This is a genomic window from Waltera sp. (assembly GCF_046969025.1).
Lineage (GTDB): Bacteria > Bacillota > Clostridia > Lachnospirales > Lachnospiraceae > Acetatifactor > Acetatifactor acetigignens.
This window is the reverse complement of the sequence record NZ_JBKVQF010000015.1, coordinates 56805-78456: the sequence shown is the minus strand read 5'-3', so window position 1 is coordinate 78456 and position 21652 is coordinate 56805. Positions and strand designations below refer to the sequence as shown.

The 21652-nt window shown below is 44.8% G+C and carries 18 protein-coding genes and 1 pseudogene; 15 read left to right on the top strand and 4 right to left on the bottom strand.

Annotated features, from left to right (window positions below; translation table 11 throughout):
• Positions 1-47 precede the first annotated feature (47 nt).
• Both ACLTOH_RS09770 and ACLTOH_RS09765 read left to right on the top strand, forming a co-directional pair.
• A complete protein-coding gene (locus ACLTOH_RS09770) occupies positions 48-1274 on the top strand; it encodes a BMP family ABC transporter substrate-binding protein (RefSeq protein ID WP_412124139.1) in 1227 nt (408 codons plus the stop codon).
• Positions 1275-1285: 11 nt separating this feature from the next.
• Positions 1286-2989, top strand: a complete 1704-nt coding sequence (locus ACLTOH_RS09765; RefSeq protein WP_412224028.1) for a methyl-accepting chemotaxis protein — start codon at positions 1286-1288, stop codon at positions 2987-2989.
• A gap of 113 nt (positions 2990-3102) precedes the next feature.
• Here the strand turns inward: ACLTOH_RS09765 and ACLTOH_RS09760 are convergent, their stop codons facing one another.
• Both ACLTOH_RS09760 and ACLTOH_RS09755 read right to left on the bottom strand, forming a co-directional pair.
• Positions 3103-4257 (bottom strand): DUF4317 domain-containing protein, encoded by a 1155-nt coding sequence (locus ACLTOH_RS09760; protein WP_227733211.1) that lies wholly within the window; start codon positions 4255-4257, stop codon positions 3103-3105.
• 185 nt (positions 4258-4442) lie between these two features.
• Positions 4443-4652, bottom strand: coding sequence for a hypothetical protein (locus ACLTOH_RS09755; RefSeq protein WP_412224026.1), 210 nt, complete (start codon positions 4650-4652; stop codon positions 4443-4445).
• Between the two features lie 254 nt (positions 4653-4906).
• On the opposite strand from ACLTOH_RS09755, the gene ACLTOH_RS09750 reads away from it, so the two are divergent.
• Positions 4907-5332, top strand: a complete 426-nt coding sequence (locus ACLTOH_RS09750; protein ID WP_304251410.1) for a hypothetical protein — start codon at positions 4907-4909, stop codon at positions 5330-5332.
• A gap of 152 nt (positions 5333-5484) precedes the next feature.
• Positions 5485-6081: a hypothetical protein gene (locus tag ACLTOH_RS09745; RefSeq protein ID WP_304251412.1), complete on the top strand. Its 597-nt coding sequence runs from the start codon at positions 5485-5487 to the stop codon at positions 6079-6081.
• A gap of 11 nt (positions 6082-6092) precedes the next feature.
• Here ACLTOH_RS09745 and ACLTOH_RS09740 read toward each other — a convergent pair whose 3' ends face one another.
• Complete coding sequence (locus tag ACLTOH_RS09740; protein WP_369694771.1) at positions 6093-6305, bottom strand: peptidoglycan-binding domain-containing protein; 213 nt, start codon at positions 6303-6305, stop codon at positions 6093-6095.
• Between the two features lie 438 nt (positions 6306-6743).
• Between ACLTOH_RS09740 and ACLTOH_RS09735 the strand changes: the two genes are divergently transcribed.
• From ACLTOH_RS09735 to ACLTOH_RS09705, 7 genes and pseudogenes are all read left to right on the top strand, one after another.
• The gene (locus ACLTOH_RS09735) at positions 6744-8189 is read left to right on the top strand and encodes an ISLre2 family transposase (RefSeq protein ID WP_412223078.1); all 1446 of its coding nucleotides are present in this window, start codon (positions 6744-6746) and stop codon (positions 8187-8189) included.
• A gap of 645 nt (positions 8190-8834) precedes the next feature.
• Positions 8835-9167 (top strand): HEAT repeat domain-containing protein, encoded by a 333-nt coding sequence (locus ACLTOH_RS09730; RefSeq protein WP_117466182.1) that lies wholly within the window; start codon positions 8835-8837, stop codon positions 9165-9167.
• Positions 9168-9552: 385 nt separating this feature from the next.
• A pseudogene (locus ACLTOH_RS09725) lies at positions 9553-9897 on the top strand (sporulation initiation factor Spo0A C-terminal domain-containing protein); the annotation flags it as partial.
• Positions 9898-10100: 203 nt separating this feature from the next.
• A complete protein-coding gene (locus tag ACLTOH_RS09720; RefSeq protein ID WP_227733207.1) occupies positions 10101-10601 on the top strand; it encodes a hypothetical protein in 501 nt (166 codons plus the stop codon).
• 28 nt (positions 10602-10629) lie between these two features.
• Positions 10630-11958 carry an RNA-binding domain-containing protein gene (locus ACLTOH_RS09715; RefSeq protein ID WP_117466180.1) on the top strand — a complete coding sequence of 443 codons (1329 nt, stop codon included), beginning with the start codon at positions 10630-10632 and terminating at the stop codon, positions 11956-11958.
• A gap of 90 nt (positions 11959-12048) precedes the next feature.
• The gene (glgA, locus tag ACLTOH_RS09710) at positions 12049-13494 is read left to right on the top strand and encodes a glycogen synthase GlgA (RefSeq protein ID WP_117466179.1); all 1446 of its coding nucleotides are present in this window, start codon (positions 12049-12051) and stop codon (positions 13492-13494) included.
• A gap of 26 nt (positions 13495-13520) precedes the next feature.
• The gene (locus ACLTOH_RS09705; RefSeq protein ID WP_118669642.1) at positions 13521-15185 is read left to right on the top strand and encodes a polysaccharide biosynthesis protein; all 1665 of its coding nucleotides are present in this window, start codon (positions 13521-13523) and stop codon (positions 15183-15185) included.
• A 381-nt stretch (positions 15186-15566) separates the two neighbouring features.
• On the opposite strand, the gene nudC is transcribed toward ACLTOH_RS09705, so the two are convergent.
• Positions 15567-16499 (bottom strand): NAD(+) diphosphatase, encoded by a 933-nt coding sequence (gene nudC / locus ACLTOH_RS09700; RefSeq protein ID WP_412224039.1) that lies wholly within the window; start codon positions 16497-16499, stop codon positions 15567-15569.
• A gap of 408 nt (positions 16500-16907) precedes the next feature.
• Between nudC and ACLTOH_RS09695 the strand changes: the two genes are divergently transcribed.
• From ACLTOH_RS09695 to ACLTOH_RS09680, 4 genes are all read left to right on the top strand, one after another.
• Entirely contained in the window at positions 16908-17873 is a 966-nt protein-coding gene (locus ACLTOH_RS09695) for a phospho-N-acetylmuramoyl-pentapeptide-transferase (protein WP_118505127.1), read from the top strand.
• A gap of 247 nt (positions 17874-18120) precedes the next feature.
• Positions 18121-18621, top strand: coding sequence for a transcription elongation factor GreA (greA, locus tag ACLTOH_RS09690; protein ID WP_118539174.1), 501 nt, complete (start codon positions 18121-18123; stop codon positions 18619-18621).
• Between the two features lie 151 nt (positions 18622-18772).
• Complete coding sequence (locus ACLTOH_RS09685) at positions 18773-20308, top strand: HAD hydrolase-like protein (protein WP_412224024.1); 1536 nt, start codon at positions 18773-18775, stop codon at positions 20306-20308.
• 242 nt (positions 20309-20550) lie between these two features.
• Positions 20551-21354, top strand: a complete 804-nt coding sequence (locus ACLTOH_RS09680; RefSeq protein WP_337414594.1) for a glycosyltransferase — start codon at positions 20551-20553, stop codon at positions 21352-21354.
• Positions 21355-21652: the final 298 nt, after the last annotated feature.

The following is a 21652-nucleotide window of genomic DNA, read 5'->3' as shown; positions in this document are numbered from 1 at the left end:
AGATAAGAGATATACATAGACTACAAAAGAGAAAGGGGTACTTGTATATGGGAAGAGGTAAAACAGGAAACTTTTGGAAGGCAGCGGCAATTCTTCTGGGGTGTGCATTACTGACAGGCTGCGGAAATACCGGAGAAGTGGACGATTATGCTACAAACATCGGATATGAGGCAAGGGGTAGCAATGGGACTACGCAGGTGGTGCAGTCGGAAAGCGGCAGCAGCGCAACAACACAGACTGCAGGGATTCCAAAGGAGGAGATCAAGGTAGGAGTACTGCATCTGTCGGATCCGGCGGAGGGCAGCGGTTATACATATACGCATGATCTGGGAATTCAGGGAATGCAGCAGAATCTGGGATTATCAGATGATCAGATCATCCGCAAGATTAATGTCAATGACAGTGATACGCAGGAGACCAGACAGGCAATTCAGGAATGTATTGATGAAGGCTGTAATATCATCTTCACTACCAGCTGGGGATATATGGAAACTACAGCGGAAATGGCGGAAGAATATCCGGACGTGTACTTCTCCCATGGCACCGGCTACCTGAGCAACGGTAAAAATTTCAACAACTATTTCGGCAGAATTTATCAGGCGAGATATTTGAGCGGTATCGTGGCGGGAATGAATACTTCTTCCAATAAAATCGGGTATGTGGCAGCTATGGATTCTTCCAATTCGGAGGTCACCGGCGGTATTGATGCCTTTGCACTCGGCATCTATTCGGTGAATCCGGACGCAAAGGTATACGTAAAGGTGACAAACAGCTGGTACGATCCCGAGGGAGAAAAAGCTGCGGCACAGACGTTACTGGATATGGGCTGTGATGTGATTGCACAGCATTGTGATACCGTATATCCCCAGACGCTGGCACAGGAAAAAGGTGTGTACAGTATCGGATATAATTCGGATATGAGTAAGGATGCTCCGCAGTCCTGCCTGTGCAGTGTGGTATGGAACTGGAGTGCTTACTATACGGCAGCAGTGCAGAGCGTCATTGACGGCAGTTGGGACGGCAGCAACTATTACGGCGGTATGAATGAAAATCTGGTGGGCATCACGGATCTGGCGGATTTCTGTGCGGAAGGAACGAAAGAGAAAGTAGAAGAAGCCAAGAAGCAGATTTTATCCGGAGAAAACGGGGTATTTGACGGTGTGATCGAGACTAATACGGGAGAGACTGTGGGCAAAGAAGGAACAACGCTGGATGATGCAACGATCACCGGAGGTATCAACTGGTATTTCAAGACCGTATCTGTGGTAGAATAGGGGGCATTTTCATGAGTATACAAAAAAAGATTCTGTCAATGACCATCGGACCGGTAGTATTGCTGGGACTGTTATCTATCTTTTTTATGCTGACGACGGTACGCAGTTCCATGATGGAGGAAATCGAAGAAGGACTGAAGGGAACGGCTGCGGCAACGCTGGCAGCGTATGACCAGAACACCGGTGACTATATGGAATCCAGTAATGGCGACATCTGGAAAGGCAGCTATAATATCTCACATTCCGAAAGTCTGGTGGACCGAATCAAAGACAATACCGGAATGGACGTAACCTTTTTCTACGGAGACCGCAGAATCATGACCTCCGCACTGGATAGTAATGGGGATCGTATTCTGAATTCTCCGGCAGGAGAGCGGATTGTGGAGAAGGTCTTACAGAACGGCGAGGAATATTTCAGCAATTCTGTATCGCTGGACGGTGTTATGAATTATGGCTATTTCATGCCGGTCTATCAGAATGGCTCCGATGATGAGATTATTGGTATGGTATTTGTGGGTACCGATAAAGAAAGCAAGGATGCGGTAGTAAATGGAATCATTTTCGGCATCGGTGCAGCAGTATGCGTGGCAATGATCCTGTGCATCGGCGTGGGGCTGAAGCTGGCAACCTCTATCAGCCACAATATCAAGAAGAGTATCAGCATCATGGGTAGGGTCGCAGAGGGGGATCTCACCGTCTGGGTCGATGACAAGATGTTAAAGAGGAAGGACGAGATCGGAGATCTGTCGCGGGTTACAGTAAAGCTAAAGGATACCTTGAAGGGAATATTAAAAGGAATTTCCGAGAATTCTGCGAGTCTGTTGGAGGCTTCCAAGGCTTTGGGAACTGCGGCAGATACTACCAACGGCACCATGAATGAAGTGCAGAACGCTGTAAGTCAGGTGGTGGCAAATTCTACGGAGCAGTCGAAGAATTCCGAAAGTACTTCCGAGAACATGCGGATCATGGGAGAACATATTACAGAGACCTCCACAGAAGTGGATACATTAAACCAAAATGCCGCATCCATGCAGAAGTCCAGTAAGAAGACCGCAGATACGCTGGCACAGCTGTGCCATATCAATGAAGAAGTGGAGCGGATCATCGTAGAAGTAAAAGAACAGACCGACCGCACCAACGTATCGATCCAGAAGATTAATAGCGCGATGGAATTCATCACTTCCATCGCAGAGGAGACAAATCTGTTGAGCCTGAATGCTTCCATCGAAGCGGCGAGAGCCGGAGAGAGCGGAAGAGGCTTCGCAGTCGTAGCGGACCAAATCAAAAAGCTGGCAGAGCAGTCCAACCAGTCCGGTCATGAAATTGAAGAGACCACGAAAGCATTGATGGAAGATTCTGCCCGTGAAATGGAGATCATGCAGCGGATGCAGGAGATCATCAACGAACAGAGTGGAAGCATGCAGGAGACCAGAACAAATGTCTCTGAGGTATTGAAGGAGATTGAGGATTCCATGCAGAGCATTCTGCAGATCAGAGAGAGCACCGGCAGACTGGCCGAGTCCCGTGGAGAAGTCAGGGAGGCTCTGGAGAAGCTTTCACAGATCGCGCATGACAATGTAGATAGTACGCAGCAGACCTATACCGAGACACAGGAAGTTCTGGATACCTTTAAACAGGTATATGACAGCGCCGGACAGTTGAAGAAGATCGCGGATGAACTGGCGCAGAGTATGCAGTACTTCAAGATTCAATAGTTGATTTCGCATAAAATAAAACCAGGGACAGCTTTCGGATGTTTGGATTCGTAAGGCTGTTCCTGGTTTTTTACACAAGTTCGTTGTGCGATTCTTGTCGTTTGGCAGGTGGTTTATTCTTCAGATTCTTCCCTGTCCCCGCTTCCGGCAGCCCGGACGGTGATGCCGTTGACTTCGATATTACCGTCCAGCTCGATAACGAGACACTGTCTGCCGTCGATCAGCTTCGTGTTGACGAGATCCGTGCGCTCAGGATTGACCTTAATGACCACATCCGGTGTCTTGACCTCGAAACTGCGGGGATTATAGACATTGCTCATCATGAGAGCCGTGTTCTCTCCGGCAGTCTCGTCAAAACACTGATCGAAGACGTCCATGCGGTCGTTCGCTACACCGCTACTGGCGAAGATCGTTTTCACTTCATTTTTATCCAGCATGACAGGTTCGGGATCTTCCTTATGCTCCTGGGCAATCTCGCTCATTTTTTCATGAATGTTCTTTACTACTTCAATGGCACAGGTATCGCCTAATGTCTCCTCCACCAGTGATTGGAAGGTTTCCTTCTGACCGCCTGCGGACAGGGGGAGAGGACAGCCTAACATCAGCTCCACGAAGTTCTCCTTTAATTCCTCCGCATCCTTGGAATAGTACAGAGTGCTGTGCAGATCGGTGCTCCGGTCATTGAAAGCCGGGAACAGGAAAGCAGCGTCCGGCATACCTACCACCCAGTCCCGGATACGGTTTTGGAAGGTGTTTTCCACTGCGTTGTAGCTTAGTCCCGGCTTGGACAGATCCACAGGGCAGATGCAGGTAAGAATATAGTCATAGACTTCATCGGAAGCATCCTCCATCTCGATACCGTCTCTGGTGCGTCCCGGCACATCGTAGGCATCATGGATCAGCAGGATCAGATAATTGCCCACATATTCATAAGACTCAATGATGCGGTCGTAGAACTGCTCAAGCAATGCATCATCCTTCAGACGGCTGTCCCGCAGACGCAGCAGGAATTCCTGTGTGCCGCCCTCCGTTTCACTCTTTAACGGGAACTCTAGATTCAGCAGATTTTTTCCAATGGTGCCGGACAGACTCTTCCGCAGAATCTCGAAATACTTGAACATTTCCTCTTCCGGCAGTGCCAGAAACGCTTGCTTTAATTCCGTCTTTTTATTCTTCTCTCCATCCACGTAGCATCCGCAGATTCTTGTGATGGAGCAGTTTTTCGGGGTGAACAGCTTTTTGATCTCGCTGATTTCCTGTTTTGTCATGAGAGTACCTTCTTTCGATTTGATGATATCAGTATAGTATAAAAAACGTGGTAGGACAAGTGTTGCTATTTATAAGCAGGTTATATGCGAATTGCTGATTGGAGAGTATAATGAAAAAAGAGATCAGAGGTATTTGTCTTTTCGACTAATATCTCTGGTACTCTATTCCGTTCACTTATATAATGTTACTGAAGATATCCTATTAGTGTACCTGGGTTGTAATAGTGAACCTTAACCCATACATAAGAAGTCCCACCCAAAGATGCTGTTACGTTAGCTACACCAGGGATATCGTACATTAAGTCTCCATTATTTAATGTTGTGACTTTTGTACCTGCAGCAGAATCTCTTACATTCAGTCCACTTGAACTGTTGACATATCGTACTGTTGCCATGTTGTAAATCCTCCTTTAATAATATTGTGAAACTGTACTATAACGTCTCGAGCCGTCAAGTGTTAGTTTCTAGAATGTAAAAAGAAAAAAAGAACTGAAATGTCAACCTATATGGTAAAAAAATAGGCTAGATTTGATTAAGAAATAGAAATAGAAAATTATAAATTGTTGTGACTTGTTTTCTTGTTTTCCTGTCATTATAAGTGGGAAAAAGAATATAAGAAGAAAGGATTAGGTATGAGAAGGGTTATATTATGGGCTATGATAGTAACACAGAAGAAACATATATCCAATTAGAAGAATTCCCATATTTTGCTTTTTTGCGTAATGGAAATCTAAAAGCACTGTCTTCACACAATCAAACTTATGGAGACATGTGGCCATATTTGTTTTACCGGTATATTCCGGAGAGCGATACTTATGAATTGGTAGGATATGTGCATTCAGAAGATAAGTGGACTTTGGAATCGAACGGAAAGTCAGACCAATATCCGGATGAAGCAGATACTTCTGAAACAGGAACGGTATATTATCTAGGAACAGACGGCTGGGGAACGGATCCCATGGATGAAACGGACTATATGGAATGGCTGAATGCAAGTGAAGGTAATGTCGAAGAGTTGGAGATTTCATATTTACCATTTACTGAAGAAAATATTGAAAAAATGGCCAAAAGATAATAGACTAAAAATATGAGTGGCAATGAGTTATGTAAAAAGGATTGGTTGGGAATATATTTTTTCAGCATAAAGTACCAGCAATTTGGCAGAAATAACGAAGTTTTCTTTTAGAGTACTAAAATATTAAGAAGAGAAAATAAAGGAGATTATGTATGAGAAAAATTTTTACTGTTATTTTGATTGGAACGTTGACTTTAACCTTATTGGGGTGTCAAAAGCAGCCTGAAGAAATACCAAATTCTTATTTTGAGGAAACTGAACCTGAGGTAGTGGAGGAAATAAAAGAATCAGATTCCAGTAGCGAAGAATTAAACTCAGAGGAACATATTCAGCTAAAATATGAAAATAATAACATAAGTTTTGAATATTCAAATACATGGGAATTAAAGGAATTGCAGCATGAGGATGGAAACGAAATAAGTTTTTGGAACTCGGAAGGAAAGAAAGTACTTTGGGTTGATATAGGAGAGGCATGGCGTGTAAATCTTGAAATGACAGAAGAAGATTACAAGGAACTATTATCAGAAACCTACGATGAAGTAGAAATTATAGAATTATCCAAAACAAATATAGATGGATATGAGGCCAATATATTAACTTTTTCATATAATTGTGATGGAATCAGAGAGACAATAAAAAGATATACAGCTATTGTAGAATATGCTTTCTGCGAGATTAATATATCTTCCCTGCTTTCTGAAGAAGAAATCAATTCGTTTGTTGACTCGCTAGAATTTATTTCCAAATAATCATTATGTAATTACTGCATCACAAGCTTATTGGCAAGTGATGCAGTATAAATAGGTTTTCCGTAATTTGTAAAATAACTACTCTGGTATATTTTGTCCAATTGAGTCAAAGTGTTTTTGCCTGCAACACCATCGGAACTGAGGTTACATTCTGTCTGGAAATTCTGTACAGCAGTCTTTGTGCCAGAGCCAAATTTACCATCTTCAGATAAATTATAACCTATAGCGTTTCGGAAGTGTTAGAACACCGGCGAAATAAACGGTAGGACTTTCGTATTTACCGTTTCTGCTCTTTACTTCAGAATAAGAGTAACTTGCATTTCACATAATTCTGTTCTCCTAAATTTTATTATTTGTAATCGATTACGAATAATAAAAAGAAGCATTTTTGAATTTTGTAAACATAAATTTAAAATTTGTGCAATTAATTTGGTATTCAAAATATGTAAATTATGTATTCTGACGGCAAACAACAATTTAATAATAGCAATGTCTCTGATGCAGCGAATAAAGTACTGGTTTGAAAACTCAGGAAATAACAAATATCGCTAAATATAGAGTAAAGTTTTTGTCAGTTGAATAAAAGAAAAAAAGAGAGTACCAACATCTCTGTTATAATGGATTTGACGAGAATCTAAAATACAGACGATGGAGGCACTCTCATGAAAAACATTATAGCATATTCAATGGAAAAGCTGTACAAAGATTTGGAAGAAGCAGATGAACTTTTTCTCTCATCCGGGATGAAGGACATGGAATTGTACGAGAAGCAGCTTGCGGAGGCTGCAAGAAAGGCTGTAGCAGAGCACATGGCAGCCCTTTACAGCGACATGGATCGTATGCTGTGTGAGGATATTTCCAGAGCTGAAAAATATACCATCCAGAGGCATGATGAACGCCAGCTGCTGACTACAGTGGGACCGGTTTGCTTTACCCACACGCTGTTCCGAAGCTGTAAGGATGGAACCTGCCATTATCTTCTGGATGAATGGATGGAACTGGATGCCCATGAAAGACTGAGCAGCCGTGCGGAAGCTGAGGTGCTGGCCGAAGCGGTAAAGACCAGCTATGCCAGTGCTGCCAGGGTACTGGGAGAAGATTCGTTGATCAGCAAGACTGCCGTCATGGATAAGGTACACGGAATCCAGACAGAACTGCCCTTCCCGAAGCCGGAGAAGAAAAAGTGTGTGGAATACCTTTATGTTGAGGCAGACGAGGATCACATTCACAAGCAGGAGAAAAACGGAACAGAGAAGAAGGGCAGCATGATCGGGAAGCTGTTGTATCTGTATGAAGGACAGGAAAAGAAAGACGGGCGGAAGGAACTGAAGAATGTCTTCTACCTGGGAGGTCTTTGCAGCGGAGGAGAAGCAAACAGACATCTGTTTGAACGGATGCAGGAATACATCGACACGAACTACGAGAGCCGGTATCTGAATGCGGTGTATATCAGTGGAGATGGAGGAGCATGGATCAAAGCAGGGGCGGAATATATTGAAAAGGGAGTTCCGGTACTGGATAAGTTCCACATGATGAAATATATCAACAAGGCGGCCAACCAGATGCTGGATGAGGCAGGGGAAGCCAAAGGACGGCTGTGGAAGGCCCTGTATAAGGGCAAGAAGAAAAAGTTTGTAAAGACTATAAAAGCTATCCGGAAATGTGCGCCGAACGAAAAAGCAGTGAATGACTGTGAGGAATACCTGCTGAACAACTGGGATAGCGCAGTGAGAAGAATGCAGGATAAGAATGTCTATGGATGCAGTGCAGAAGGTCATGTGAGTCATATGTATTCCGACCGGATGAGTTCCCGTCCGATGGGTTGGAGCGAAGCCGGAGCGGATGCGATGTGTCAGCTGAGATGCTATGTGAAGGATTACGGAGAAGAAAAGATCCTGGAACTGGTAAAGTACCGGCGGAGCCATAAGCAGGAAGAAGCAACGGGAACCGAGGAGATATCAGTGCGTCCAAACAGGGGATACATGAGGAGTCTGTTACTCCACAGTCATGACAATGACAGGGTATACATCGAAAAGCTGCAGGCAACCATCCCGAGTATAGACATCCGGAAAAAGCTTGCAATCCGGGAGCGTCTGGGAGGTATTTGACAAAACACTGTGGGAGAAGTAGACTATGAGAAAACGATCTGGGCAAGTTCATAGCAGGGAATCTTCTGCGACTCTCCAACTGACAGTAAGTTTACTCTATCCACTGCTAAAATACTCATTGCTTTTTTCGTTAAGAAAGCATATAATGATTAACAGATAACGAATTGATTATCGGGAGAGTTCCTGCTATATAAGTGGAGAATCTTAAATTCTGAGAGAGCAGATAGTAAAATATTTGCTCTCTTTTTGTTTTATACCGAAGAAAGGAAGTATAATGGAAGAATTCAAATTGTACAGTGTTTCGGATGAATATGTGGAATGGCTTCGAGGGGATTTCCCGAATGTATATTCCAACAAAGTGAATACAAGGAGCTAAGCAGAAAGCAATGAATGATATGACTGCTGGATATGTGAAATCGGCATTGGACTACAGGGCATTAGAATACAGATGTGATTTATTTGAGCAAAAGAGTAGCAGGTTATAGAATTTTTAGAAATCCTTCATTTTGCTATAATTGTTTTCTGACAGATAAGGTGTTATCATAACATTATCAAGAGAAGCCAATCACCACAGGCGACATACAGTGATGATCCGGAGACGATTTTACCGCCCCCGCGCTGGCAGAAAGAAAGAGGCGCGTGTTTATGGAACAACATGATTTAAGTAAGATTCAAAAATTACAGGAGAAAGGAAAATCCGACAAGATCATCAAATATCTGAGTTCTTCCGATGACACGGTGGTGGTAGCCGCACTGGAAGCGTTGAGCCGGATCAAGGATGAAGACAGTGTCAACAGCATTGCCCACATGATCGACAATCCGGATACGAAGATCCGTGTCGAAGCAGCAAAAGCGTTAGGAAGCATCGGCACCGAATATGCCAAGACCTATCTGCTGCACAGACTGAATGCAGAACAGGATGAGACCGTGAAGACAGCCATCAAGGAAGCACTTCACACCCTGGCAGAGCATCATTAATTTGCTTTACTCGTAGTTTTTCTACTTATACATTTTCCCTCTTATTGGCGTCCGGGTCATTCCGGGCGCCTTTTTTTACCTTTTTTATTCTGCGAAATTTGGAAAAATCTTGCGATGGGTTCTGCTTGAAGCTACGACGCATATCTATTTATAATAGAACGGTACGTGAAAAAAGTAGTTTTGTAGTCATGGAGGTAGTTTAATGGAAAAATTAAACATTACAACTACAAAGGATAATGAAAAAGTATACAAAATCCTGGGGGATCTGATGAATGCCAACAAGGAATTCCAAATTATGATCACGGTTCCTTCTACGAAAAACGCCAAAGACAGCACAGTAAAAGCGACAGAAAAAAAGGAACAGACCCGGGAAGTCATCCATGACCTGGAAAAGGATGTCACGGATATGATCCATGAGATCGGAGTGCCGGCACATATCAAAGGGTATCAGTATCTGCGGGAAGCTATCATGATGTCGGTAGAGGATCCGGCAATGATCAGTTCTATCACAAAGATCCTGTATCCGACCATCGCCAAGCGGTTCCAGACCACACCCAGCCGCGTGGAGCGCGCTATTCGCCATGCCATTGAGGTTGCCTGGAGCAGAGGGCGCATGGAGACCCTGGATGCCATGTTCGGTTACACGATCGACACGGGCAAAGGCAAACCTACCAATTCGGAATTTATCGCACTGATCGCTGACAGAATCCGGCTTTCCTACAGATCATGAGAAATTTGAAACGAAAAGTTAGATGAAAAAGTAAATGATGACTGAATAATAGCAATAATTACTTTGTTTTACTTGTATGGTGAAATAAGTAATTATTGCTATTTTTATATAAACTAACTATATGGAAAAACAACGGGATTCAAAATAAAAGATATTGATAAATGAATTTTAAAATGGTATAATTTGTTAAAAAGATGCCACAAATGACTAAAGAAACAACGCTTAACGAATTTAACGATTCAAACGCTTTAAACGAAATACATGAAGTGGAGGAAAAAATGAAGATATCGACAGCAGAAATTAAGATTTATATTATTGAATGCGTAAAAACATATGGCATGTATACTAATGATGATTTTAAAAAATACATAATTCAAAAAAGTGGGAAAATACCTACGAAAAATCAAATTGCCGGAGCTATTGCACAATTAGTTGACTCAAATGATATTTCAAGAGTTGGGAGAGGCTTATATTCTAAAGATATAGAAAGTACATCTGTTAATACGAAAGCATCTTCTAATAATGCTAAAGAGGATACATTAAAAGCTGAAATTTACAATACTTTGAGTAAGGTGGAAAAAGAATTAGTAAGTGCAATAGGTTCGGTTAATGTTTTTGATTTAAATAGTGAAAACTTTGAGATTATAAAGAAGATACGTGGATTAAAAGACACTATAGAAGAAATAAAGGGTCAATGTAAATAGTTGATGATAATTGTGGAAAAGAGGGAATATGCTTCAGGAAAATAGTCGAACAGAATTTAAATCGGAATTAAATGACAAACTGGAAAAAGAAGTTGTAGCATTTCTGAACAATAAAGAGGGAGGAATACTCTATATCGGTTTAGATGATATAGGGAGCCCTATCGGTGTGCCGGAATTAGATTCTACGCAATTGAAAATAGCAGATCGAATAAAAAATAATATTCTTCCATCAACTATGGGATTATTTGATATTGTAACAGAGGAAATAGATAATATTCCAATCATTAAAATTTTGATTTCCAGTGGACTTGAAAAGCCGTATTATATTAAAAAACAAGGGATGTCGCCGAATGGATGTTTTATGCGGATAGGAACATCTACGCAACCGATGCCGACACCGCTGATAGACAATTATTACAGTAAAAGGCTTCATAATACATTAAGAAATATCACATCCCCCAGACAGGATCTGACATTTGCACAATTAAAAATATATTATCAGGAAAGAGGAATGGAGTTAAATGATAAATTTGTAAATTCGCTGGAACTCCTGACCCCGGATGGAAAATATAATTATGTTGCATATTTATTAGCAGATGAAAACGGCATATCAGTAAAGGTCGCAAAATATGCAGGAAAAGATAAAGTAGATCTGATTGAAAATGAAGAATATGGTTATTGTTCTTTGATTAAAGCAACCTATCAAGTGTTGGAAAAATTAAAGATTGAGAATGTTACGAGAACAAAAGTGACAACTGCGCAGAGAACAGAAACAAATCTGGTTGCACCTATTCCTATGCGAGAGGCTGTAATAAATACAATTGTTCATTCTGATTTTACGAGAGAGATCCCTCCGGTTTTTGAAATTTTTAGTGACAGAATGATTTTTACTTCCTATGGAGGATTGATACCGGGACAGAGTGAAGAGGATTTTTTTAGCTGTAGCAGCATGCCAAGAAATCGTGAATTGATGAGAGTATTTAAAGATGTAGGACTTGTGGAACAGCTAGGGTCAGGAATGAGCAGAATTCTCAAAGTATATGATAAGAGCATCTTTCATATTTCAGAGCATTTTATTAAAGTAGAGATTCCATTTTCAACAGAACAAAAAGAGGATACCAATATCATTGCCAATGGCAATGATGTTGGCAATGATATTGGCAATGAAAAGTCGGAAGAAATGGAAACTTTGGAGATCCTAAAAGAAAATCCATTTGTCACAGCAAAACAAATGGCAAAACAAATGAGCATAAGTCCGAGAAAGGTAGCTCGTCTTATAAAGGCACTGAAAGAAGAGGGAAAAATAGTTAGAGTAGGATCGGATCGAAAGGGTTACTGGGAGATTAAAGATTTGTAAATTGCCTTTGAACTCTTTTCTATGAATCGTAAACATGGTATAATCAATCTATATTTTGAATACAAGCCGTAGCATATGTGGAGGGTTTACATGAAAAAAATTCTTTTTGCCGCATCGGAAGGCGTACCTTTTATCAAGACCGGAGGACTTGCGGATGTCGTAGGATCTTTGCCGAAGTATATTGACAAGGAGTATTTTGATGTAAGAGTGTTTATCCCGAAGTATACCTGTATGAAGCAGGAGATGAAGGATAAGCTCAGGTATGTGACACATTTCTACATGGATTTCAACTGGCAGAATGTGTATGTAGGTGTTCTGGAGGCAGAGGAAGCCGGGGTGCATTATTATTTCATTGATAATGAGAGTTATTTCGGTGGTTTCAAGCCTTATGGGGATGATCCCAGATATGAGATCGAGAAGTACGCATATTTCTGCAAGGCAGTGCTGTCGGCATTACCGCTTTTGAATTTCCAGCCGGATCTGATCCATTGCCATGACTGGCAGACCGGTCTGATCCCGGTATACCTGAAGGAGCGTTTCCATGGTGGAGATTTCTACCGCAACATGAAGTCTGTGATCACCATACATAACCTGAAATTCCAGGGAAAATGGGATGTGAAGACGGTACAGAGCATTACCGGACTGCCGGAGTATTATTTTACCTCTGACAAGCTGGAGGCTTATAAGGATGCGAACCTGTTAAAGGGCGGTATCGTATTTGCAGATGCAGTGACCACCGTAAGTGATACCTATGCGGAGGAGATCAAGACTCCGTTTTACGGTGAGGGCCTGGACGGATTGCTGCGTGCGAGAAGCCATGATCTGCGCGGTATTGTCAACGGCATCGACTATGGAGAGTTCAATCCGGAGACGGACAAAAATATCGTAAAAGCCTATAATGCAGTGAATTTCCGCAAGGAAAAGGTGAAGAATAAGCGTGCCCTGCAGGAAGAGCTTGGACTTCGCGTAGATGATAAGAAAATGATGATCGGTCTGGTATCCAGACTGACAGACCAGAAGGGTCTGGATCTGATCGCTTATGTCATGGATGAACTGTGTCAGGATGATATCCAGTTCGTGGTACTGGGCACCGGTGAGGAACGTTACGAAAATATGTTCCGTCATTTCGACTGGAAGTATGGAGACAAGGTGTCTGCCAATATTTATTATTCAGATGCACTGTCCCATAAAATCTATGCGGCTTGTGACGCTTACCTGATGCCGTCTCTGTTCGAACCCTGCGGCCTGAGTCAGTTGATCGCACTGCGTTACGGTACCGTACCCATCGTCAGAGAGACCGGCGGACTGAAGGATACCGTACAGCCCTATAATGAGTATGAGAGCACCGGTACAGGCTTCAGCTTTACGAATTACAATGCACATGAGATGCTGAATACGATCCGTTATGCGGAGCATATTTATTACGACAGGAAGAGAGAGTGGAATAAGATCGTGGATCGTGCCATGGCCACCGACTACTCCTGGAAGGTATCCGCCGGAAAATACCAGGAGATGTATGACTGGCTGATCGGATAAAGAACTGGAATAAGGTAAGATTACATATGGCAGATAAGAACAGTTCCAAGAACAATTTTATCATGCAGGCGGGAATTCTGGCGGCAGCCGGAATCATCAGCAGAATCATAGGGCTCCTTTACAGGGGCCCTTTACAGAGTGTCATCGGGAATCTGGGACTTGGTTATTACCAGTCAGCGTATAACTATTATACGATCATTCTGTTGATCTCCTCTTATAGTATTCCTTCGGCGATTTCCAAAGCTATCGCACAGAAGCTGGGAGAGAAGGAATACCGTAACGCCCACAGACTGTTCCACGGAGCCATGATCTATGTACTGGTGGTTGGCGGTATAGCCAGCCTTTTTCTGTTTTTCGGAGCGGGATTATTCGTGTCCGGAGCAGCGGTCACAGTACTGCGCACCTTTGCACCGACGATCTTCGTCTATGGTATCCTGGGAGTTTTACGAGGGTATTTTCAGGCACATAAGAGCATGGCGCAGACCTCCGTATCGCAGATCCTGGAGCAGATCGCCAATGCGGTAGTCAGCGTAGGCGCGGCATACCTTCTGATCCAAATGTTTATGGGAACGATGGAGGTTCCGGCGGATCAGGCAGGGCAGGTGATGAGAGCAACCTACGGTGCTGTGGGAAGTGCATTGGGAACAGGTGTCGGCGTATTAGTGGCTCTGCTTTTTATGGCGGGAGTCTATGCTCTGAATCGTGGAATGATCCTGCGCAGAGTGCAGCGTGACAGGCATGAACATGTGGATTCCTACGGACAGATATTCAAGACGATCACACTGGTGGTGACACCGTTTATTTTGAGTACGGCTGTATATAACTTAAGCAGTACGGTCAACAACAGTATCTACACAAAATGGTATCCGTCCCTTCGCAATCTGGATACGGTATCTATTTATGAAAAATATGGTATTTTCTCCGGACAGTCCTTGACAATGTCCAATATTCCCATAGCCTTTGCATCTGCTATGGCTTCTGCCATGATTCCTTCCGTAGCACAGCTGATGGCAGCCCGGGATGTGAAGGGAGCCAGAGAGAAGATCGGTCTGGCGGTGAAGACGACCATGGTGATCTCCATTCCCTGTGCGGTAGGACTTTTCGTGCTGGCGAAGCCGGTGATCAGTCTGCTGTTCACGAATAAGACGGCAGAGGAATTGAATCTGGCGGCAGCTCTTTTAATGACATTGTCACTGTCGGTTATCTTTTATGCACTGTCGACTCTGAACAGTTCGATCTTACAGGGGCTTGGCAAAGTAAATACCCCGATCATCAATGCGGGGATCTCGCTGGTGGTGCAGACGGTGGCAGCAGTGCTGCTTCTGATGTTCACAAGACTGGATCTGTACAGCATTGCCATCGCTAATACGCTGTATTCCGGTATGATGTGTGTGCTGAACCAGTGGGCGGTAAGAAGAGCGGTAGGCTACCGGCAGGAGATCGTAAAGACTTTCGTCATTCCGGCGTTCGCCTCCGCGTTTATGGGAGCGGCAGCCTGGGCAATCTACGAGGGTCTGTATATGGTGACGAAGTCCATGCGGATCTCTGTCATTCCTGCGATCGTAATTGCTGCTGTAGTCTATTTTGTCATGCTGATATTGATGCGGGGCATCACGGAGCAGGAGCTTCGAAGCTTCCCGAAGGGATATCTGTTAGTGAAGGTAGCGAAGAAGTGCCGCTTATTGAGATAATGAGAAGCGATGACAGCTACGATGCTCTAGGTGAAGAAACAGTGAAGAGAATAAGTACAGAAAGGAGTCTGCCTCATGACAATGTTATTGTCGGAGGCAGATTTTTGCGTACATGGGGCGTAGATATAAGGAGCATGCTGATTAAGCCCCGGGGAGATCGAGAGAGCGGGGCGCAGAAAGGAAAAGAAACTAAATAAGCCCCGGGGAGATCGAGAGAGCGGGGCGCAGAGAGGAAAAGAAACTAAATAAGCCCCGGGGAGATCGAGAGAGCGGGGCGCAGAGAGGAAAAGAAGCTGATTAAGCCCCCGGGGCATGAAACCACGGGGGCACAAAGTCAAGGTATATCATGGAATAGAAATGAAAAACTTTCAAATGTATCAATTATCTCTTGCAGAACGGATCCCCACCATTCTTGAATAATGTGATCATTTCTTGACCGACACTGATAGTGGAGGGCAGATCCGGGACATCCTCTCTGGAGAACCAGGCAGCCTCGCCAAGCTCCGATTCCTGCAAAGTAATAGAAGGATCCCCCTCCAGCTTCGCGAAGAAGCCGATCATGGCGGAATCGCTGAAGGACCAGGGCTGGGATTTGTAATAGACCAGATCGCTGACCTTTAAACCGACTTCTTCCATGATTTCCCGGCGGGCAGCACCCTTGAAGGTCTCACCGACTTCCACGAAGCCGGCCACCAGTGCCCAGTGACGATAGGAACCGCCGGCGTAGCGGGTCAGCAGGATCTTGTCCTGTTCGGTATCCACGATGGCGATAATGACGGCTGGAGAGATCTTGGGATATTCGATCTGACCGCACTCCGGGCAGATGCAGGCCCGCTCTGTGGTGCTGTGAATTGTGGGATGTCCGCAGCGGCCGCAGAATTTCCGGTCCAGACGGAAACGATTGATCTGGGTGGCAGTGATTCCAGCAAATGCCAGATATTCCGGCTCAAAATTACGGAACACACCGGAAGCGTAGAGGTCTTCTTCCGGGAGCATGAGAGCACCGGCATCCTCCGTCGTCTTGCGGAAGAATGCCCGGTCATCAATGGAAAAGAGATATTCACAGTCCAGAAAAAAACGTTCCATAGGCTGACGGATTCCCAAGAGTCCATGGACTTCTTCAAAAGTAGGAAGATATACTTGAGGATGCTCCGAGATGCCGGCATCGGCGGAAGTATCCGTTACATCACTGTTTTCTGTATGGGAGGGCAGATAGACCTTTTCTCCGTCAAATAACAGCAGATAATCGGAAGGTTTAGGCTCCTGGCTTCGGAATTCCGGGTAATATTTATGCGGTTCGATCTTATGGATCATCATAGAGTATTTCTCCTTTTATGGCTATTTTTCAGAAAGTGTTCATAAGAATATAGTAGTCCACCGTGGGGAAACTGTCAAACGTAACAGTTCAGCCGCGCCGTTCACGGGAGTCGCGTTAACACGCTTTTATGTCACTTCGTGACTACCTTTGCTCATAGATTGGCGCTTAGCGCCTGCACATATTTGCCCGCAAAATCATGCAAGCATGATTTCTGCGCCCAGATATGTTCAGAACTGAACTGTTGTGGAAATTATTTGAGATTCCGGGATATTTGTGTTAAAATATTTTGTGACTGTTCTGAGGTGTTCATTTCTCGAATGCCCCTGTGAACAGTCACGGAATTTATCAGAAAATACAGCATGAGAGTACAAAAGTGAGTATCTCATGTGGAAACGAGGGATAGTATGTTACAGATGATCTTGCCGGAGGGAAGCAGTTCTCTCCTTGCTTTTTTTGGAATCCTTTTTGCTTTTGGAGCGACGGTACTGGCAACGGCGAAATTAAGTCCGTATCTGCCCAAGGATGCAGGAAGAGAATTTGCCCATGACGGAAAATTGTCTGCGGGGAAACCCAGAGGTGCCGGAATTATTTTTGTCATGGCATTTGTGGCATCCGTTCTGCTGTTTTCCCCTTTAAGCGCAGAGCTGGTGATCTATCTGCTGCTGATCGTGGTATGCATGATGACGGGATTTCTGGACGATGCTTCCAAGACTCCCTGGGGTGAGTACAAAAAAGGTTTCTTAGATCTGTGCGTGGCGGCACTGGTAGCCATCACCTTCCTGAAATACAACTCCAACGTGGTGGAACTGGCACTGTTCCATGTAAAGTTCACGCTGCCGCCTGTGGTATTCGCCATTCTCACGGTGATCCTGGTATGGACATCTGTGAATGTGACCAACTGCTCCGACGGTGTGGACGGACTTTCCGGAACCCTGTCGATCATTACCATCATGTCCATCTACATTGTGGATCGCATGAAGGATGTGAATGAGACTTACTCTTTCCTGATCCTGCTGTTTGCCGTATGTATTCTGGGCTATCTGTGGTACAATGCCACACCCAGTAAGCTGATGATGGGGGATGCGGGTTCCCGGGCTATGGGATTGTTCATCAGCATCGCTATTTTGAAGAGCGGCTGCCCGTTCCTGTTCATCCCGCTGGCACTGGTGCTGATCCTGGATGGAGGACTGGGACTTCTTAAGGTGTCTCTGCTTCGTTTCCTGAAGATCCATATTTTGAAAAATGTGCGTACTCCCTTGCATGATCATGTGCGTAAGGTGTGGGACTGGTCCAATACACAGACCGTATTCCGTTTTGCCATTATTCAGATCATTCTGTCTCTGGCGGTAATCTACGCAATGCAGTTGTAGAATGCTGGGCACACCGGGACAGCATAGAGACTGCGACCGGTCATCCTCTGCAAGAAAAGAAGGTTGGCTGCCGGAAGGAAAAAGGTCGGCCGTCAGAAGAAAAGAAAGGCGTCTGCTGAAGGAAAAGAAGGTCGGTCGCCGAAGAAAAAGAAGGACGGTTGTTGGTAGAAAATCAGCATGTGCCGAGCCGGGAGAAAAACTGTCAATAAATGATATAAGTAATTGAACAGATAGAAATGGAGAAATTATGTACGATGAATTAACCCCCACTGACATTAAGAAAATGGAAGATGAGATCGAGTATCGTAAGCTGGTGGTGCGTCCCAAGGCACTGGAGGACGTGAAGGAAGCCAGAGCCCACGGAGATCTCAGTGAGAATTTTGAATATTATGCAGCGAAAAAATACAAGAATCAGAACGAGAGCCGGATCCGTTATCTGGAGAGAATGATCAAGACCGCAAAGGTGATCTCCGAGAACTCCGCCGTGGATGAGGTGGGCATCAACAACACTGTTACCGTGGAATTCATCGACGACGGCACGGAAGAGGATTACAAGATCGTGACCACCGTTCGCGGAAACTCACTGGAAGGTCTGATCAGCAACGAATCTCCGCTGGGCAAGGCACTGCTTGGCAAAAAAGTGGGGGATGTGGTCCATGTGCAGGTCAATGCCAATGTGGGCTATGACGTAGAGATCAAGGCACTGAAAAACACTGAGGATGACGGGGACAAGATCCGCAGCTTCTAATGCTTTGCGGACCCCACAAGCTATAGAAAGAAAGGGTAACTATTCAGAGCCTCATAACAATTACAGAATATTCTTGCGGATCCCGGTATCCAATGAATATTTTGCGATAGTTACAGGGCTTGGAACAGATACAAAAAAAGGAATTATAAGAATGAAAAAATATCTGCTGTTTGATCTGGACGGTACACTGACAGATCCCAAAATTGGAATTACGACCTGCGTGCAGTATGCGCTGCACTCTTTCGGTATTGAGGAACCTGATCTGGACAAGCTGGAGCCTTTTATCGGACCGCCCTTACGGGACAGCTTTATGGAATTCTACGGTTTTACCGCTGAGCAGGCGGAGGAGGCCGTGGCAAAATACAGAGAGCGTTTTCAGAATACGGGTATTTTTGAAAATGAAGTTTATGCCGGTATTCCGGAGATGCTGAAGAACCTGCAATCCAAGGGCTATTTTCTGGCACTGGCTTCCAGCAAACCCCAGATCTATGTAGAACGCATACTGGAGCATTTTGATCTGAAAAAATATTTTGCCGTGGTGGTAGGCAGTGAGCTGGACGGCACCAGAGAGACGAAGGATCAGGTGGTGCAGGAGACCCTGCATCAGCTGTTCAAGGAGAATCCCATAGAGCCGGATCAGGTCTACATGATCGGTGACAGAAAGTTCGATGTGGAAGGAGCCAGAGCGTTGGGCGTGGAGAGCGTGGGCGTGACTTATGGCTACGGAAGCAAGGAAGAGTTAAAGGAAGCAAAAGCGGACTACATCGTACAATCCGTGGAAGAATTGGAAAAATTTCTGCTTCGCGGCAGCGAGGAACTGGTGAACAGCAATCCCGACAATAAAAAGAAAAATCCCATGTACCAGAGAATCTGGACCATGGTGTATTCGTTCCTGATGTTTATCCTGGTGCGCAATGTGGTACAGTATGCGCTGCTGGCACTGTTGTATCAGCTGGCACAGTCCGGTGCTTCCGGTGGACTGGTAGATCTGCTGATCCTGAGGGATGAGACCGGTGCATATAACGGCTATTCCGGAGATGTGTCCAGTATCATAGCGGCACTGGGCTTCATCGGCGGAGCACTGGCGGTATGGTCCACGGCAAAGCTTCTGATCACGAAGAACAAAGAGGATATGCATTTAAGCCATCTAAAAAAAGAAGGTAAGGCAAAATATGCCCTGCTGGTGGCAACCACTATTGGTGCCGTTATCGGATGCAACCTCCTGTTTGAACTCCTGGGAGTGACCAACAAATCCGAAGCCTATACCGAAGTTGCAACCCAGCAATATTCCGCACACTTTATTGTGGGTATTCTGGTATTCGGCTTTATCTCTCCGATTGCGGAGGAATTACTGTTCCGTGGAGTGATTTATGGTTACCTGCGCAGATTTATGGATCTGAAGCTTGCTATAGCTCTGTCCGCACTGATCTTCGGTGTGTACCACATGAACTACGTGCAGGGCATCTACGGCTTTCTCATTGGCTGCCTCATGGCTTACGCTTATGAGTATTTCGGAGAATTCAAAATGGCAGTGTTCGTTCATGTGTCATCCAATGTCCTCGCCTACTGCCTGTCCTACACCTCCATCGCCGTCACCGGCTTCGTCAGCTGGCCCGTGTGCGTGGTATTCCTGGCAGTGGCAGTTGTATCCTTGATCACTTTGCACAAACAGAAAAATATATTTTAATGAGATAACAAAACACATTAGTTACCAGTTCTGACCGCATTCATAAACTGTATTGAACTGGACTTCATAACCCAGCAGCCGAAAACAGGGTAAGGATAAGCAGGCCGTAAGCAGACGTCGGCACTTAGTGACCGTACTTTGGTCACTTATGTGCCGCTACGCTCTGCGACAGAGTGCGAACGTGCCGCGTTCCTTGCCCTGTTCTCGACTGCGGAGATATTACATCTTAAAAGGAGCAACATATGAAATTCAGCATTATCGTAGTATGCCTGAACCCCGGCACCAAACTGAATCAGACCCTTGACAGTATCCTGGCCCAGACCTGTCCAGACTTCGAAGTCATCGTCAAGGACGGTGGCAGCCGTGACGGATCCATAGAGTCCATGCGCACTGACGGGCGGATCCATCTCTACCAGGAACCGGATCACAGCATCTACGAGGCTATGAACCAGGCGGTCTCTCATGTGACCGGAGATTACATTCTGTTCTTAAACTGCGGTGACCTCTTCTATGACAAGGAAGTTCTGGCACACACCGCACAATTCATGGAACAGCACCCTATGAAACTGCAAGGCATCTATTACGGAGATACCTACAGCGCGAAAACGGACACGAAGATATCATCCCCGCCCCGAATCACCGGCTTTGTCTGCTACCGCAACATTCCCTGCCATCAGTCCTGCTTCTATGCCGCAGACCTGTGCCGACAGAAGCCCTACGAACCAAAATACAAGATCCGCGCAGATTATGAACATTTTCTGTGGTGCTATTACCGGGCGAAGGCTCCCATGCAGTATCTGGGGCTTACCGTATCTTCCTACGAAGGCGGCGGCTACTCCGAGACAAAGGAGAACCTGAAACGCAGTGCCGCAGAGCATAAGGAGATCACGGCAAAATACATGAAACCCGTAGAACTGTTCCGTTACCGCGCTGTGATGGCACTGACCCTGGCACCTCTCCGGACCGCAATGGCAGAAAGCAGACATTTCTCTGCAATCTATCAGGGACTGGCAAGCAAAGTGTATGGTCGGAGACAGGAAAAATAGGGAAAATCCCCAAAGAGTTGTGCTAAAAGCATGGCTTAAAAAAGAAAATTAGAACAATTCACAGACAACAGCCGTGTGAATAACTGAATTGACAAATTATCTGACAATTCAAGGAAAAATCTATATTTACAAATGAGAAAAATAGGTGTATAGTACAGAAAAGGTCGCAATGAGGCGCTCGAAAGAGTCTCATTGCGACCTTTTTTAGTTGCAGGAAAGTGCTGAAAGCACAGTCTTGCGAATGAGGTTCTGAATAGGAACAGACAGATTAAGAAGAGAGAAATAGAAAACCGGAAAG